This is a genomic window from Streptomyces abyssalis (assembly GCF_001751365.1).
Taxonomy (GTDB): domain Bacteria; phylum Actinomycetota; class Actinomycetes; order Streptomycetales; family Streptomycetaceae; genus Streptomyces; species Streptomyces abyssalis.
This window is the reverse complement of the sequence record NZ_LJGT01000041.1, coordinates 763,022-778,198: the sequence shown is the minus strand read 5'-3', so window position 1 is coordinate 778,198 and position 15,177 is coordinate 763,022. Positions and strand designations below refer to the sequence as shown.

Genomic DNA, 15,177 nt, shown 5'->3' with positions numbered 1-15,177 from the left:
GAGCGACCTCTTGAGCGGGGCCGGCAGCCGTCCTGTTGCGAAGGAGCCACGATGGCGGGAGCGGACGCGGAAGCCGATGCGGAGGCCGGCGGGACCGGTACCGACGGCAACGGCCCCAGGGAGCACGGCAGGCGCAGGTTCCTGACGTATCTGGTGGCGGCACCGACCCTGGCCGTCGCCACGAGCATCGGCTCGGAGTCGGCCGCCCCCTCGAAGGCGCGGGCGGCTGTGCCTTCCCCTCCGGCGCCCGCCGACATCCTCGACCTCGGTGACGTGCTCATCCTCGCCGGCAAGCCGACTTCCGGCCTGCTGGTGCTGAAGATCGACGAAGAGGGCACGGTGCACTTCCGGCTGCCGCGCGAAGAGGTCGGCCAGGGCCTGACCACCGCCGTGGCGATGCTCGTCGCGGAGGAGCTGGACACCCCTCTGGCGAACGTACGTGTCCAACTCGACGACGCCAGGCCCGAGTTGCTGTTCAACCAGCTCACGGGCAGCTCCAACTCGATCAGGTCGCTCTACGGCCCCGTCCGGCACACAGCGGCCGCGGCCCGCGCCCGTATGGTCGCCACTGCGGCCCGCGAGTGGGACGTGAGGCCGGAGGACCTGTCCGTGCGCGAGGGCGTGGTCGTGGGCCCCGGCGGGCGCAAGGCCTCCTACGCCTCCCTCACTTCGGCGGCGGCCGGTGAGCGGACCGAGGAGCTGAGCGGCGAACTGACGGCGACGAAGCCGGAGTCGGACCACTCACTGGTCGGTGTGCCCACCTCCCGCATCGACGCCCGCGCGATCGTGACCGGGCAGCAGGAGTACACCCTCGACCTGGACGTTCCCGGCGCCAAGCCCGCCATGGTGCGCCGGCCGCCGACGCTGGGCGGCACGGTGAAGTCGGTGCGCAACGAGGCCCAGGTACGCGGCATGCCCGGCGTGCTCGACGTAGTCGCCGTCGAGACCGGTGTCGCCGTCGTGGCCGAGACCTTCGGGCAGGCGCTCGACGGCAAGGACGCCCTGAAGGTCGACTGGGGCAGGGGCACCGTCGACGGTCTGTCCGACGACGGCATCCGCAAGAAGCTCCGCGCCGCCACCCCGCCCCTCGTGGTGCCACCGGTGCTGACGGACCACACGGACGCCGAGTTCGACTTCGCCTTCGTGAGTCACGCACCGCTGGAGTCGAACTCCGCTGTCGCCGACGTACGCGGGGACCGGGCGACGATCTGGTCCGGGCTGAAGTCGCCGATCGTGGCGCAGCAGACGATCGCCGCCGAGCTGGGGCTGCCGCAGGAGAAGGTGACCGTCCATGTCGTCCAGGGCGGCGGGTCGTTCGGGCGGCGGCTCTTCTTCGACGCCGCGCTCGAAGCGGCCCGGATCTCGAAGAAGAGCCGGCGTCCGGTGCGTCTGATGTGGTCCCGTATCGACGACATGCGGCACGGGCGGATGCGTCCCGCGACCCACCACAAGATCCGTGCCACGCACTCCCTGGGCAACGTGATCAGCTTCGAGCACAGGGTCGCCGCCGTCGAGACCGACTTCCGGCACGGGCTGGGCGAGATCCTCACCGCGAACGCCTCGAAGCTGCCCGTCGCCGGGAACGCGACGCTCGCGCAGTCCCTCTTCCTGACGACGGTGAAGTCCCCGTACAACTTCGGCGTCACGACGCAGCTGCTGGGCGAGGTGCCGCTGCGGATGCCCACGGCCTCGTGGCGGTCGGTCTACTCGGCGAACACGCGTGGCGCCGAGGAGATCGTCGTCGACGAACTGGCGGAGAAGATGGACAAGGACCCGGTCGAGTTCCGCCGTTCGTTCCTCAAGTCCGCGCGTCAGCGGGCGGTTCTGGACAAGGTCGCCGAGGACGGCGAGTGGGGCCGGAAGCTGCCGGAGGGCTTCGCGCAGGGCGTCGGCTTCCACGAGGAGTACAAGTCCCGTACGGCGTGCCTGGTCGAGATCGACGCCCGCGACCCGAAGGAGCCCCGGGTGACGAAGGCCGTCATCGCGGTCGACGTCGGGAGGCCCGTCAATCCGCGCGGGCTGGAGGCGCAGATGCTCGGCGGCCTGACGGACGCGATCTCCACGACGCTGCGTGCCGGTCTCCACATCGAGGACGGGCTGCCGCTGGAAGGCAGCTATTCGCAGTTCCACTACGCGCGGCAGAACGACAGCCCCCGGGACGTGGCCGTTCACGTGATGCCCGCCGAGGAGGGCGCGGAGCCGGGGGGCGCCGGCGAGCTGGGCGTGCCCGCCGCGGTGGGCGCGATCGCCAACGCCTATGCCCGTGCGACGGGGACCCGCCCGCGCTCCTTCCCCGTGAACTTCGACGTCGACTTCGACCCATTCCCCCGTTGAGGAGCCCGAGTTGCCGACCCACACCTTCTCCGTCAACGGCAAGAGCGTCACGGTCGACGCCCTGGACGACATGCCCCTGCTGTGGGTGCTGCGCGACATGCTCGGCGTGCGCGGCCCGAAGTACGGGTGCGGCATCGACGTGTGCAAGGCCTGCACCAGCCACCTCGACGGGCGGGCCGTGAACCCGTGCGTCGTGCCCGTGTCCGAGGCCGACGGCGGTGACGTCACGACGATCGAGGGCCTCGCCGACGGCGACACGCTGCACCCGGTGCAGGAGGCGTGGCTGGAGGAGGACGTCGCCCAGTGCGGCTACTGCCAGCCCGGCCAGATCATGGCCGCCGTCGCCCTGCTCCGTGAGACGAAGAATCCCTCGGACGAGGACATCGACGCGATCGCGAACGTCTGCCGCTGCGGCACCTACTTCCGCATACGGGAGGCGATCAAGAAAGCGGCGTCGATGATGGGGTAGCCGTGCGGGGATGTGAGAACGGCGGCGTGGGGCTGATGTGTGGGTGCGGTGACGTGAGTAACGCGGTCGCCCCCGTACGGCGCTGAGGGAATGCGGGCACCGGAATTCCCGGCGGCATCTCGCCTGATCGTCCTGGTCTCTTGATCCCCTGGATTTCCGTACACCTGCTGCCGTACCGCTTCTTCTCCAGTGCCGTGACCGGCAATGTCTGCCCTCCCCCTGGGCCTCACGGCCCGGGGGCCCCCAGGGGCGTCGTCCGGTGCGTGCGATCGCAAGGCGGCCAGAAGTCCTTCGGGGTTCCCCATGGCGAAGCCCAGGGGAGGAGCCACCAGGGCTTTGGCCAACGCAGCGAGCGTGCGTGCAGGGCGGCGCGAGAGGGCAGAGCTTGCAGGGAGGGGCACGAGGACGAGACTCCTGCGACAAGACGCTGTTTCCGCGTCGGATAGGGACCGATCCCGTGAGCGACACCCAACCCATGCCCCGGCAGCCGTACCACAACCACGGGCAGGGCGGGCCTCCGCCCGGCCCCGCGTACCGGCAGGGCGGGCCGCCTCCAGGGCCAGGCCCGCAGGGTCCGCCTCCGCCCCCTGACTACGGGTACGGCCAGCCTCCGGCTCCGCGCCGGGAGAGGCGTCCACGCGACGGCGAGGGCGCGCAGCGTGCCGCTCTGGTCATCCACACGATCGCCGACATAGCGGCCGTGATCCTGGGTCTGTGGATCATGCTGTACATGCTGGAGGCGAACCAGGCGAATCCGTTCGTGGACTTCGTGAAGGGCTCCGCCGACTGGCTCGCCGCGTGGGCGCAGGACATCTTCACGATGGAGAGCGAAGGCCTGCGGGTCTTCTTCAACTACGGCCTGCCGGCGCTGATCTACCTCCTCATCGGACACGGTATTTCGGCGCGCGTGCGCCGGCTCTGACGAGATCACGGGGTTCCGGCTCCGGATCACGGGGTTCATACGGAATTCCGCGTGGAGAAGAGGTGCGCACGGAGCGCGGATTCTGCGAAGGAGCCTTGCGCGGCCTGTCAAGCAGGCCACGAAAGGCCGCACCACGCGAATTCGCGATCGCCAACGAAGCGCCCTCTGCCCGGCGTCCGCCGTGACGCCCGGCAGGGGGCGCTTCGCGTACCTACGGCACCACGGGGCGCGGGGCCCGCAGGGGAGGCGGCAGCCGGCCTGTGGGCACCCGGTGGCGCCCGCCGGGCTCCCGGAAGGCACCCGGTGGCGTCCGCCAGGCTCCCGGACGGCGACCCGGGCACGGCAGACGGACGGCCCGGGGCGCGGCAGCCAGACGGCCCCGGATCACCGTCCGGCCGGGCCCCGTGGGCAGGCATCGCCCGGCCGGGCCGGATCTTCCGTGAACGGCGATCGCGGGCCCAATTCCCGGTAATGCGCCTCGCTTTACGGGACGCCGCACCCGCTTGTTACCAAGTCATGACAGTCGCCCTGAGTCACATTACTGATTCGTAGAATGCCCGTCGGCATTCCTTGCCGCCCTCACGGACTTCACGCCGGTCACGCCACCGCTGCCAAATTCGCTGCCATGTGCACGGATTGACCGGACGGTGAAGATGGCGCGCCGGATGGAACCGGACCGGGAGGCCTGCACAAGCGGAGCATCCCCTCCCGCAGTGCCGGATTCGGGGTTTCATTCATGAGTCGGAAGTGCATGGAATGCCCTGCTGAGACCGCAGAAGAACACGTACCGTCCATCTCCGGCTACAGGGATTCCGCGAATTCCACGAGGGCCGCACATCCGGCGCCGGACCGAATGCTGCACTCCTGTAACAGCGCACCAAACCCGGACCAAACTCTCCGATGAATCAGACATAACGGGAGATATCTCCTCCAGCGGAGCCCGGCTCAAGGGCAGTTGAGGCCGTTCAGAAAGAGACAGCAGGCGATCAGTACACAAAGACGTCACCCACTATTTGAATAAAGCCGGTCCCGGGTGACACTGTGAACCGAAAGCCGTCCCCGAGAGGTAGCCCCATGGTGTCACCCAAACGAGCCGTCGCCCGCGCCGTATACGGTTCGCGATACGACAGCGTTCCGTGGGAACAGCGCGTCTACGTAAGGCCGGGCGAACGAATATTCAGGGAGCTGCAGTGGCAGGTGCTGCTGCGCAAGTCACCGGTGATATCGCTCGATGAATACCGGTCCCGCGTCAAGGTCGGCGCGATCGAGGAGTTCATCACCTGCCACATGTGCGGCGAGTCCCGGCAGCAGCCGCTCTACAAGCCGACCAAAGTGAAGAAGAACGGCAAGACCGCATGGCAGTACAACGTCGTGCGCTGCCCGTCCTGCGGATTCCTGTACCGCAACCCCAACATCCTGCCCGAGCGCCTGGGTGACCTGTACTCCAAGAACTACAGCAGCTTCCTGACCGGCAATTACGCCGCGAACAGGCAGCGCCGCTACCGCCAGGCCATGAACGCGTTCAAGCCGGTCTTCGAGGAGGGCGACAACCGCCGGCTGCTGGACTTCGGCTGCGGCGCGGGGCTCTTCCTGGAGCTGGCCGAGGAGCGCGGCTTCGACGCACAGGGCGTGGATCTCTCGCCGGACTCCGTCAAGGAGGCGAACGAGCGCCTCACGTCCGCCAAGGCCCACTTCGGCGCCCCCGAGGACGTTCCCGAGATCGCGGCAGGGGGCTTCGACGTCGTCACCCTGTGGTCGGTGCTGGCTCATCTGCCTCGCCCCGTGGACGACTTCACCAGCTTCCGCAACCTGCTGGCACCCGGCGGCGTGCTGATGATCCTCACCGTCAACGCGGACTCGCTGCTGCGGAAGGCGTTCGGCTCCAGGTGGAACGGGTTCACCCGTAACCACCTGATGTTCTACTCGCGCGAGACCATGCCGAAGCTGCTCCGCCAGGCAGGCTTCGCGGGCGTGGCCTTCGAGCCGTTCTACGGCGACTCCATCGAGGCCGGAACGACGAGGCTCAGCGACAAGCACAGCCGGCGCCTGCAGCAGTCGGTCAAGGCGTCCGACGGCGGCAACATGCTGAGGGCCCTCGCGTTCGCCGACGAGGAAGCGATCAAGCGCTGGGGCGACGGCCGCCCGGTCCACCGGCTGGGCTGAGGCCCGGGCGACTCCGCACGTACAAGATCAGCAGCGCGCCGACCGGCGCGGAAGCCGACCGGGACGGTCCCGCCGTCCCTCGGCCTCCGCGCCGGCCGGCGTCTTCTGCAGCGGGCTCCCTGCGCCGTGGGCATTCCGCTGCAAGGTGCCTGGGGTCAGGCCGGCCGGGAGGCCCTACTTGCTCCGGCGGCGGCTCTCCGGCAGCGGCGGTTCCTCCTCCGAGGCCGCGCTCTCCGACGCCTGCTCCCCCGCCGCCCCGGGCAGCTCGTCCTCCGCGTCCTCCGGCCGGAGCGCGCCGGGAGCCGGACCCTCCGGTACGGCCGCCTCCGGCGGAAGGGCGTAGTCCGGCGGTACGGCCACCCCGGCCATTCCGGAACCGGACGCCTCCGGCAGGGACTTCTTCTCCTCGCCCTTGGCGCCCTTGCCTGCCTTGACAGCCTTACCTGCCTTGTCTGCCTTTGCTGCCTTGCCGGACCTGCCGCCGTTGCCGCCGTTGGCTCCGTCCGTCTCCCGCGGCCCTTCCAGGAAGCGCAGCAGCTCGACAGGGAAGGGCAGCACGAGGGTGGAGTTCTTCTCCGTGGCCACGGACGCGACGGTCTGCAGCAGCCGCAGCTGCAGCGCCGCCGGGGTCTCGGACATCTGCTCGGCGGCCTGTGCGAGCTTCTTCGACGCCTCCAGCTCGGCGTCCGCGTTGATGACACGGGCGCGCCTGTCGCGCTGTGCCTCCGCCTGCCGCGCCATCGAGCGCTTCATCGTCTCGGGCAGCGACACGTCCTTGATCTCGACGCGGTCGACCGTGACGCCCCACTCCACGGCGGGGCTGTCGATCATCAGCTCCAGGCCCTGGTTGAGCTTCTCGCGGTCGGAGAGCAGGTCGTCGAGCTCGCTCTTGCCGATGATGGAACGCAGCGAGGTCTGTGCCATCTGGGAGACCGCGAAGCGGTAGTCCTCGACGCGGATGATCGCGTCGGCCGGCTGGACGACCTTGAAGTAGACGACTGCGTCGACCCGCACCGTGACGTTGTCGCGGGTGATGCCCTCCTGAGCGGGCACCGGCAGCGTGATGATCTGCATGTTGACCTTCTGCAGCCGGTCGATGCCGGGCACGATCATCGTGAAGCCGGGCTCCTTGAGGCCGGACTGCAGACGTCCGAGCCGGAAGACCAAGCCCCGTTCGTACTGCCGGACCACGCGCGCTGCCGCCATCGCGTACAGGGCCAACGCGATCACGAGCCCTACGATCACCTCGACGACCATCACGGCCTCCTGCCACTGCCGTACAAGCCCGGCATTCAGGGAGAGAACCACTGTCAACGGTAGCTCCGCGCGGGCCGGGGGTCGAGAGATGTGCCGGTACCCGGTGGACGGGGGCGGGGCGCGCGAGCACCGGCGGACACGGAGAGTGGCAGCCGTATCACAGGGGCCGCTCCCCGATCGCTCCGCGGCGACGGCCGCCTGCCCGGCAGGATGTTCCGCCGGGCAGGCGGGCCCGGGCTACTTCGCGATCATCACCGCCAGCGAGCGGCCGCCCAGCCGGTACTCCGTACCCTTGCCGCCCACCGGCGTCTCCGCGCCCGGCTCGGCGACCTGATCGGCGCCCTCCGACTTGCCGCCCGTGTCGGTCACGCGGTGCCACTCCTTTCCTTCGCCCGGTGAGGGCAGCGTGAAGTCGACAGCCTCGGACGACCCGTTGTAGGCGACGTACAGCCCGTCCGCCGGGTCGTCGAACTCCGTGCCGTCGATGCGCCAGGCCAGCGCGTGGTTGGACGCGCCGTTCCAGTAGGCCTCATCGGGCGCGGCACCGGCCGGGGTGAACCAGTCGAGCTGTCCCATGCCGTTGCCGTTCGCGTCCCCGCCCGAGTAGAAGTCCGCCGGCCGCAGCGCCGGGTGCGCCTTTCGGAATTCGAGCAACCGCTGCGTGTACGTACGGAAGGTCCGCTGGTCGGAGCCGGGCTCGTGATCCAGCCAGTTCGCCGCGTTGTCCAGGTTGTAGGGGTTGTTGTTGCAGCGTGTGCTGCGCAGGACCTCGTCGCCGCCGGTCATCATCGGCGTGCCCGCGGAGAGCATGAGGAAGGCGAAACCGTTGCGGGCGGCCTGCCGCTGGGCGCCGGCCTCGCCGCCCTGGTCCCAGGAGATGTTGTCGTCCGAACCGCCGTCGGAGGGCCCGTACGGCCAAGGCTGGTCGTTCTGCTTCGCGTTGCAGGCGTAGAGGTCGCGCTGGGTGAACCCGTCGTGGGCGACCATGAAGTTGACGGAGTTGAAGGGGCGCCGCCCGTCGTCCCCGTAGAGGTCGGAGGAGCCGGCCAGGCGGGTGGCGAGCTGCCCGGGCGTCACCTCGTCCTCCGGCTTGTTCTGGTCGGTGCGCAGTGTGTCGCGGTACTTGCCGTTCCACTCGGACCAGCCCGCGGGGAGGTTGCCGATCTGGTAGGTGCCCTCGCCCAGCGCCCACGGCTCGGCGATCCAGTCGGTGCCCTCACCGCCTCGGGCGCCGCGCGCGGGCATCTCCCGGGTGATGCGGTTGAGCGCGGTGTCCGGGTCGGTGGCGCTGTACTTGAAGCAGCCGTGCTCGCAGGTGTTGCCGAGCACGGGGGCCAGGTCGTGCCGGAAGCCGTCGACGCCGAGCACGTCCTTCCAGTAGGCGAGGGAGTCGACGATGAGGTTCTGCGCGACGGGGTTGTAGGTGTTGAAGTTGCCGCCGACTCCCGTGTTGTCCACGGGTTCCTGCCGGTCGTCGGTCAGTGAGTAGTACGTCGGGTTGTCCAGGCCGCGGTAGGAGTGGATGCCGTAGGTGTTCTTGTCCCCCTCGTTCCACGGGCCGCCCTCGCCGGTGTGGTTGTAGACCACGTCGGCGATGACCTTGATCCCGGCGTCGTGGTACGCCTCGACCATGGCGCGGAACTCGCGGGTGGGGCCGCCGGGTGAGCGGTCAGCGGCATAACGGCGGTCGGGCGCGAAGAAGTTGTCGGTGACGTAGCCCCAGTAGTTGTCGTCAGCGCTGCTGTCGGGGTCGGCGTCGTTGGCGTCGTTCTGAGACTCCTGCATGGGCAGGAACTCCACGGCTGTCACGCCGAGTTCGGCCAGCTCCCCGGCCTTGGCCGCCGCGCCCTTGTACGTGCCGCGCTCGTCGGCCGGGATGCTGCTGTCGTTCTTCGTGAGGCCGCGCAGATGCACTTCGTAGACGATGTCGTCCTTGAGCGCGCGCTGCGGCTTCTCGCCGGTGCCTCCCCCGGAGCCTTCGGCCTGGGAAGTGCTCCCGTTGCCCGGTGCGGTCGGGGGGAGCACGATGCCCTTCGGCGCCTGCGGGCCGCTGTCCTCGGTGCGGTGCGCGGGCCCGGAGCCGTAGACGCCCTTGTCGGTCATCCCCTCGCGCAGCGGGTCGTGGCTCACTTCGCGGGCGTACGGATCGAGGAGCAGCTTGTTCGGGTTGAACCGGTTGCCCTCACCGTCCACGTCGGAGACGAAGCCCGCCTCCGAACCCTTCGTCCAGTCCTCGTCGTAGGGCCAGTTGGGGCCCCAGGCGCGGTATCCGTAGTGGACGGTGCCGTCGATGCCGTACTCATCGGCGAGCTCGCGGACGCTCACCGTGGCGGTCCACGTCCCGTCGGAGCCCTCCTCCTTCTTCAGCGGGACGGTGCCGTTCTCCTCGGCGCCCGTGGGCTTCTCGTAGAGGGCGACGACCATCCGCGTCGCGGCGGAGGAGTGCACCCGGAAGGTGATGTTCTCCCCGGCCGCGTCGTAGTGGGCTCCGAGGGTGGTCCGTGCGTCCTCCGCCTTCTCCCCGGCCGCGAGCGCGCGCCCGCCGTCGGCGGGCGGAAGGCCGAGTACGGCGGCGATCAGAGCGAGGACGAGCCCCGCCAGTACGGCGAGGAGAGGCACCCTGTGGCGGGTCGCGGCCGGCACCGGGGCGGACAACACGAGCGGGATGCGCGTACGCACAACGGCTCCTTCACGTCGGTCGGAAGGGCCGCACGCGCCGGCAGCCGATACTCGATTCCCGTCTGCGGGCGGGAACTTGAAGGGAACGTAACGGCGCCGCGCAGGACTGTAAAGACTTCCCGCAACCTTCAGGAACATCTTGCGGCACATGATCTGCCCAACAGCGCCTGTTCGCGAGGGTGTTGGCGGAGTGAAGCGCAAGTAGCCCTCGGTGACGACATGCCATCCTTCACTGTTTCTTCACAGCAACGTTTCAAATCCGTCCCGCATTGGTGTTCGAGGCAATGGAAGGCTTCGCAGCGGCCGATCACCCTTCGGCCGGTGCCGTGCTGCGACCCCCACATTGCGCACGCGGCGCCACATCCTCGGGGAGAGGACGCCAACGTGGACTTCATACGTTCCGCAGCGCGCCGCAGAACACTCGGCGCACTCGCCGGCACCGCGCTCATAGCCGCCGTCGTACAGATCCCCGCCTCCGCGGGCACGGCCACCGCACCGGACAAGTCCTCCGCAGGGAGCGCCGGCGCGCAGTCCGCCTTCAGTGCCGCCGCAGACGACGAGTACTACAAGGACGCCGAGGGCAAGACCGGCGAAGAGCTCAAGACCGCGCTGCACGGCATCATCAGCAAGGACGTCACCACGCTCTCGTACGACGAGGTCTGGGACGCGCTCAAGCAGACCGACCAGGACCCGGACAACACCGGCAACGTGATCCTGCTCTACAGCGGCGAGTCGGTCTCCAAGGATTCCAACGGCGGCGGCGAGGACCAGTGGAACCGTGAGCACACCTGGGCCAAGTCGCACGGCGACTTCGGCACGGCCGACGGCCCCGGTACCGACGTCCACCATCTGCGCCCGACGAACGTCAAGGTCAACTCCACCCGCGGGAGCAAGGACTTCGACAAGGGCGGCGAGGAAGTCGAGGGCGCGCCGGGCAACTTCACCGACGAGGACTCCTTCGAGCCGCGCGACGAGGTCAAGGGCGACGTCGCCCGCATGATCCTCTACATGGACGTGCGCTACGAGGGCGAGGGCGAGTTCCCCGACCTGGAAGCCAACGACGAGGTCAACAACGGCTCCAAGCCCAATCACGGGAAGCTGTCCGTCCTGAAGCAGTGGAGCGAGGAGGACCCGCCCGACAAGTTCGAGGAGAACCGCAACCAGGTCATCTTCGACAAGATCCAGAAGAACCGGAACCCGTTCATCGATCACCCGGAGTGGGTCGCGGAGATCTACAAGTAGACACGGGCGGGCCACGGTCCGTCCGCCGTTTCCCGGTCATCACAGCACTGTGCCCTCGTCCCGCTGCGGGACGAGGGCACAGTCGCGGGGTCGCGTGTGCGGCACCGGCGGGTCAGTACTTCTTCGGCCGGTACGCGTCGTACTCGTCGCTCCCGAGGCCGTAGCTGCGGGTGCTGTGGTCGGTGCCGTGACCGCCGCGCTGCTCGTAAGCCCGGTAGGACTTCTTGGCGGAACTGGTCCACTTCTCGAAGATCACGACGTGACGGGTGGTGTTGCTCCCCTTCGCGTCGATGATCAGGTCGCCCTTCTTCAGGTTCGCCATCTTGATCTTGCTGGTGAACTGCGAGGAAGCCAGACCCACCGTGTTCGTGCCCGGCTTGCCGTACTTGAGCGCCATGGCGACGTAGCCGGAGCAGTCCGTGCGGTACCCGCCGAACGTCTTGCTCTGGCTGTAGGGCACCTGGTGGCCGTCGACGGCGGTCAGCCAGGTCTTGGCGCGCTTGATGACGGTGTCGCGGCTGATCGCCGCCTCGGCGCCGGCGTCCGCCTTCGCCTCGCGCGCCTGGGACTTGCCGCCGGTGCCGGCCGGAGAGTCTCCGGCCGTGGCCATGGGTGCGAGAGGTGCCAGTACGGCGGCACCCGCGACCATGGGAAGAACGATGCGCAACTTGCGGTTCATGTGTTTCCCCGTGTCTCGTCCGATTTCCCTTACGGGCTGACAGCCGGGCATTCACGGGACCAGAGGTTCCTCATCACTCTCACCTGTCTGACGGTCCGTTGCCCGACGCCGGGGACACTAGGGTGCCTGAAGTGAGCACGTCAACATTTCCCCGGGCAACCGTGCCCATGGATGACGAATGTCAGGCGCGGAATTCGGAGTTCGGCACACGGCGCCCGTTCAGGCGTTCCATGAGAGGACTTGAAGAGTGCTCAGGTGTTCCACGGGGGCTCCTTGCAAAGCACCCGTCAAGGAATCCGGGTGTCGCGCCCGTGGAATGCGGCGGGCAGCCGAATCACGTCACTGACCTGCGGTTGCGCTGCCAGCGCAACAGCATCCCGAGCACCGTCGCATTGATGAGGGCCGCCACCGCGAGAAGGATCAAGAAGAGCGGAACAGTCACCGCCGAAGGCAGCAGAAACCCGATACCGCCGGCCAGCAGGACGACGAGAAAACTGGTCGGCAGCGTCGCGAAAACAGGCCACACGCCGGTGAATGATGCGTCCTCCGCGTTCGCGAGAACAGCACCGGCGGCCGTCCAGATCAGCAATACGGCACACACGGCGAGATATCCGCGGGACAGCCAGTTGTCCGTCGCCGCCGAGAGAATTCGCTTCCAGTTCCTGCGGTCCGGCATGCTCGCTCTTCCCGGTCGAGGGAGATCTCCTGGGAGATGACGGCTGAGCGCCCGGCCCCGATCCTCCGCCCTCGTGCCGCCCGGGCGCATGAGTACATGTACTCAGATCCGCGGCCCGGTCCGCGGCCGTCACCGCAGCCGGCCGCGGCCCTCGCGGTGCCGGTGGCTCCCGGCGCTCCGGGCGACGCGCGGACGCCGCGTCACGTCACCCGCCGCGCTGCCCCGCGGCACGTACCGCGTCCTCGACGGTGGGGTGCAGATTGAGAACGCCCGAGATCCCCGTCACCTCGAACAGCCGCTCCACGAACGGGCTCAGTGGCCCGCCCAGGTGCAGCGACGTACGGGTGTGGGTGCGCAGCAGCAGATTGAGCGCCGAGGAATCCGCGAAAGCGACCTGCGAGAGGTCCACAACCAGCCCCCCGGGCTGCGCGGCGAGCGCATCGTCCAGCGCCGGGGCGATCTCCTGAACGGAGTCGAGGTCGAGTTCCCCGGCGAGGACCAGTACCTCCACGCCGCCCTGGCGCCGCCGCGAGGCCACGGGGCCCGCACTGCCGGGCCGGGCCCGCCCGTGGTCCTGGTTCTGCCCTTGCTCCGGGGCCGGGCCCGTCGCGTCGTCACCGGTCGTCACAGCGTCTTACCTTGTCACACACCGCACCGTCACGAGCCCGACCGTCGCGGGCCGCTGGGCCTTTCGGGGACGCGAGAGACCTTCGCGTGCGTCAGGCGAGCGTCGCGCCGGCCCGGCCGGGATGCAGCCACTGCGCCCGCATCGTCTTGCCGCTCCCCGAGGTCAGCACCTCAAGCGTGTCGGCGCACTCCTCGGCGATGCGCAGGCCCCAGCCGCCGCTGCCGTCGAGTCTTCCGGGCCGCTCGCGCGGCGGCAGCGGCACCGGGTCAGTGACCTCTACCAGGACGCGGTGCCGTTCGGCCTGCACCCGCAGTTCCCAACGCCCGCGTGCGTGACGCTGCGCGTTGGTCACGAGTTCGGAGACCACCAGGAGCACACCGCCCAGGTCCACCCACGCGCAGACACGCGCGAGATGTTCCTCGACGGCCCTGCGCGCCTGTCCGATGTCCGTGTACACCGAATCCACGAGCAGCACTTGCTTCTCCCCGTCGCCTGTCGCCGTAGGGCTGTGACCCGCAGGCACAGGCATCACCTCCCGTCCTCTGCCGAGGACGCTCTCCCGACGGGCGCCGCGCGTTCGTGCCGTCTTCGTACGGACCGGAAGCAGCGCGCGTCGTGGTCGGTCAGTCGGTCCCAGATCCGCTTGCCCCATGGCGGGCGGCTCATGCAAACGGGCAGCGCATGGGGGACGCAAGATATTACAAAAGGGTCGATAAGCCACAACACTTCGCGGCGGAGGGCTTGTTCGGAGCGATGCTGGGTAGGCGGTACAGCCCGACGTGTTCCGACGACTTGAAGGGCAGGTCCACGCGATGACTTCCGCAACGCCGACCGTCACCACGACAACGGAGGACGCCACTGCAGGCGGGCCGTCCGTATTCGAAGGGCGGGGAGCCGGAGGCACGTCGCACGAGCTGCCCGCGATAGAGGAGCCTGAGAAGCTCGCCCCCGAGGACGCGCGCCAGCTGTCGAAGTCCCTCTTCGACCGTCTCGCCGTCCTCGAAGAGGGCACGCACGAATACCAGTACGTGCGCAACACCCTCATCGAGATCAACCTGACGCTCGTACGGTATTCCGCGCGCCGCTTCCGCTCCCGGGGCGACGACATGGAGGACATCGTGCAGGTCGGCACGATCGGCCTCATCAAGGCGATCGACCGCTTCGACCTGTCGCGCGAGGTGGAGTTCACCACCTTCGCGATCCCTTACGTCGTCGGCGAGATCAAGCGCTTCTTCCGCGACACCACTTGGGACGTACGGGTGCCGCGCCGCCTGCAGGAGATGCGCATGGACCTGGCGCGCGCGAACGACAAACTCACCTCCGAGCTGGGCCGTTCGCCGCGGGTGAGCGAGCTGGCCGAGCATCTCGGCGTGAGCGAGGAGGAGATCGTCGAGGGCCAGGTCGCGGCCAACGGCTACAACTCCTCGTCCCTCGACGCGACCGTCAACGACGAGGAGGGCGAGGCCTCACTCGCGGACGTGCTGGGCGCGCGCGACGAAGCCATGGACCTGGTCGAGGACTTCCACGCGCTCAAGCCGCTTCTGGCCGACCTCTCCGAGCGCGACCGGAAGATCATCGAGCTGCGCTTCGGCGAGGAGATGACCCAGGCGCAGATCGGCGAGGAGCTCGGACTCTCCCAGATGCATGTGTCCCGTCTGCTGAGCCGCGCGCTCACGGGACTCCGCGCGGGCCTGCTCACGAGCAACTGAGCGCCGAGTGCCGCTCCCGGCCCCCCACTTCGGGGTCCCGGGAGCGGGGTGAACCGCAGAGCAAGGGTGGGGCCCCTGACGATCTCGTCGTCAGGGGCCCCACCCTTGCTCTGCGAGAGCCTTGCTCTGCGAGCGGTCCCGGTCAGCGCCTGAAGGCGTCCTTGACCTTCTCGGCGGCCTGCCGGAAGTCACCCTTCGACTGCTCCGAGCGGCCCCGCGCCTCCAGTCGCTCGTTGCCGAGCGTGCGGCCCACGGCTTCCTTGAACTTGCCCTTGAGCTGGTCGCCCTTGGCCTGGTTCTTCCTCTCAGCACTCACGGTGAGTCCTCCTCCCCACGAGATTCACTGCTGACTCCGTACGGGTTCCCGTTGCGCACGCCTGAAACACAGCCGTGGCCGGGCGTGCGGCGCGCACCGGACT

The 15,177-nt window shown here is 68.9% G+C and carries 12 protein-coding genes and 1 pseudogene; 6 read left to right on the top strand and 7 right to left on the bottom strand.

The window, feature by feature from the left end; translation table 11 throughout:
* Positions 1-51 precede the first annotated feature (51 nt).
* The 4 genes and pseudogenes from AN215_RS24310 (at position 52) to AN215_RS24295 (ending at position 5,888) form a co-directional block, all read left to right on the top strand.
* Complete coding sequence (locus tag AN215_RS24310) at positions 52-2,334, top strand: xanthine dehydrogenase family protein molybdopterin-binding subunit (protein ID WP_070010998.1); 2,283 nt, start codon at positions 52-54, stop codon at positions 2,332-2,334.
* A gap of 10 nt (positions 2,335-2,344) precedes the next feature.
* Positions 2,345-2,803 carry a (2Fe-2S)-binding protein gene (locus AN215_RS24305; RefSeq protein ID WP_070010999.1) on the top strand — a complete coding sequence of 153 codons (459 nt, stop codon included), beginning with the start codon at positions 2,345-2,347 and terminating at the stop codon, positions 2,801-2,803.
* A 631-nt stretch (positions 2,804-3,434) separates the two neighbouring features.
* Positions 3,435-3,725 (top strand): annotated as a pseudogene (locus AN215_RS24300) (hypothetical protein); the annotation flags it as partial.
* Between the two features lie 1,074 nt (positions 3,726-4,799).
* Positions 4,800-5,888 (top strand): class I SAM-dependent methyltransferase, encoded by a 1,089-nt coding sequence (locus AN215_RS24295; protein ID WP_079123371.1) that lies wholly within the window; start codon positions 4,800-4,802, stop codon positions 5,886-5,888.
* A gap of 174 nt (positions 5,889-6,062) precedes the next feature.
* Here AN215_RS24295 and AN215_RS24290 read toward each other — a convergent pair whose 3' ends face one another.
* Positions 6,063-7,145, bottom strand: a complete 1,083-nt coding sequence (locus AN215_RS24290; protein ID WP_070011391.1) for a slipin family protein — start codon at positions 7,143-7,145, stop codon at positions 6,063-6,065.
* A gap of 237 nt (positions 7,146-7,382) precedes the next feature.
* Entirely contained in the window at positions 7,383-9,824 is a 2,442-nt protein-coding gene (locus AN215_RS24285; RefSeq protein ID WP_216093834.1) for an isoamylase, read from the bottom strand.
* Between the two features lie 384 nt (positions 9,825-10,208).
* Between AN215_RS24285 and AN215_RS24280 the strand changes: the two genes are divergently transcribed.
* The gene (locus AN215_RS24280) at positions 10,209-11,066 is read left to right on the top strand and encodes an endonuclease I family protein (protein ID WP_420856157.1); all 858 of its coding nucleotides are present in this window, start codon (positions 10,209-10,211) and stop codon (positions 11,064-11,066) included.
* Positions 11,067-11,178: 112 nt separating this feature from the next.
* On the opposite strand, the gene AN215_RS24275 is transcribed toward AN215_RS24280, so the two are convergent.
* The 4 genes from AN215_RS24275 to AN215_RS24260 form a co-directional block, all read right to left on the bottom strand.
* The gene (locus AN215_RS24275) at positions 11,179-11,745 is read right to left on the bottom strand and encodes an NlpC/P60 family protein (RefSeq protein WP_070011001.1); all 567 of its coding nucleotides are present in this window, start codon (positions 11,743-11,745) and stop codon (positions 11,179-11,181) included.
* A 334-nt stretch (positions 11,746-12,079) separates the two neighbouring features.
* Positions 12,080-12,421 carry an SCO4225 family membrane protein gene (locus AN215_RS24270; RefSeq protein WP_070011002.1) on the bottom strand — a complete coding sequence of 114 codons (342 nt, stop codon included), beginning with the start codon at positions 12,419-12,421 and terminating at the stop codon, positions 12,080-12,082.
* Positions 12,422-12,626: 205 nt separating this feature from the next.
* Positions 12,627-13,049 carry an STAS domain-containing protein gene (locus AN215_RS24265; RefSeq protein ID WP_079123368.1) on the bottom strand — a complete coding sequence of 141 codons (423 nt, stop codon included), beginning with the start codon at positions 13,047-13,049 and terminating at the stop codon, positions 12,627-12,629.
* Positions 13,050-13,140: 91 nt separating this feature from the next.
* A complete protein-coding gene (locus tag AN215_RS24260) occupies positions 13,141-13,578 on the bottom strand; it encodes an ATP-binding protein (protein WP_070011003.1) in 438 nt (145 codons plus the stop codon).
* Between the two features lie 283 nt (positions 13,579-13,861).
* On the opposite strand from AN215_RS24260, the gene AN215_RS24255 reads away from it, so the two are divergent.
* Positions 13,862-14,758 carry an RNA polymerase sigma factor SigF gene (locus tag AN215_RS24255; RefSeq protein WP_079123366.1) on the top strand — a complete coding sequence of 299 codons (897 nt, stop codon included), beginning with the start codon at positions 13,862-13,864 and terminating at the stop codon, positions 14,756-14,758.
* A gap of 142 nt (positions 14,759-14,900) precedes the next feature.
* Here the strand turns inward: AN215_RS24255 and AN215_RS24250 are convergent, their stop codons facing one another.
* Positions 14,901-15,074 (bottom strand): CsbD family protein, encoded by a 174-nt coding sequence (locus AN215_RS24250; protein WP_070011004.1) that lies wholly within the window; start codon positions 15,072-15,074, stop codon positions 14,901-14,903.
* Positions 15,075-15,177 lie beyond the last annotated feature (103 nt).

Coding starts and splice junctions, on each gene's coding strand:
- AN215_RS24310 (WP_070010998.1), top strand. CDS start 52: ATGGCGGGAGCGGACGCGGAAGCCGATGCGGAGGCCGGCGGGACCGGT.
- AN215_RS24295 (WP_079123371.1), top strand. CDS start 4,800: ATGGTGTCACCCAAACGAGCCGTCGCCCGCGCCGTATACGGTTCGCGA.
- AN215_RS24290 (WP_070011391.1), bottom strand. CDS start 7,145: ATGGTCGTCGAGGTGATCGTAGGGCTCGTGATCGCGTTGGCCCTGTAC.
- AN215_RS24275 (WP_070011001.1), bottom strand. CDS start 11,745: ATGAACCGCAAGTTGCGCATCGTTCTTCCCATGGTCGCGGGTGCCGCC.
- AN215_RS24270 (WP_070011002.1), bottom strand. CDS start 12,421: ATGCCGGACCGCAGGAACTGGAAGCGAATTCTCTCGGCGGCGACGGAC.
- AN215_RS24260 (WP_070011003.1), bottom strand. CDS start 13,578: ATGCCTGTGCCTGCGGGTCACAGCCCTACGGCGACAGGCGACGGGGAG.
- AN215_RS24255 (WP_079123366.1), top strand. CDS start 13,862: ATGACTTCCGCAACGCCGACCGTCACCACGACAACGGAGGACGCCACT.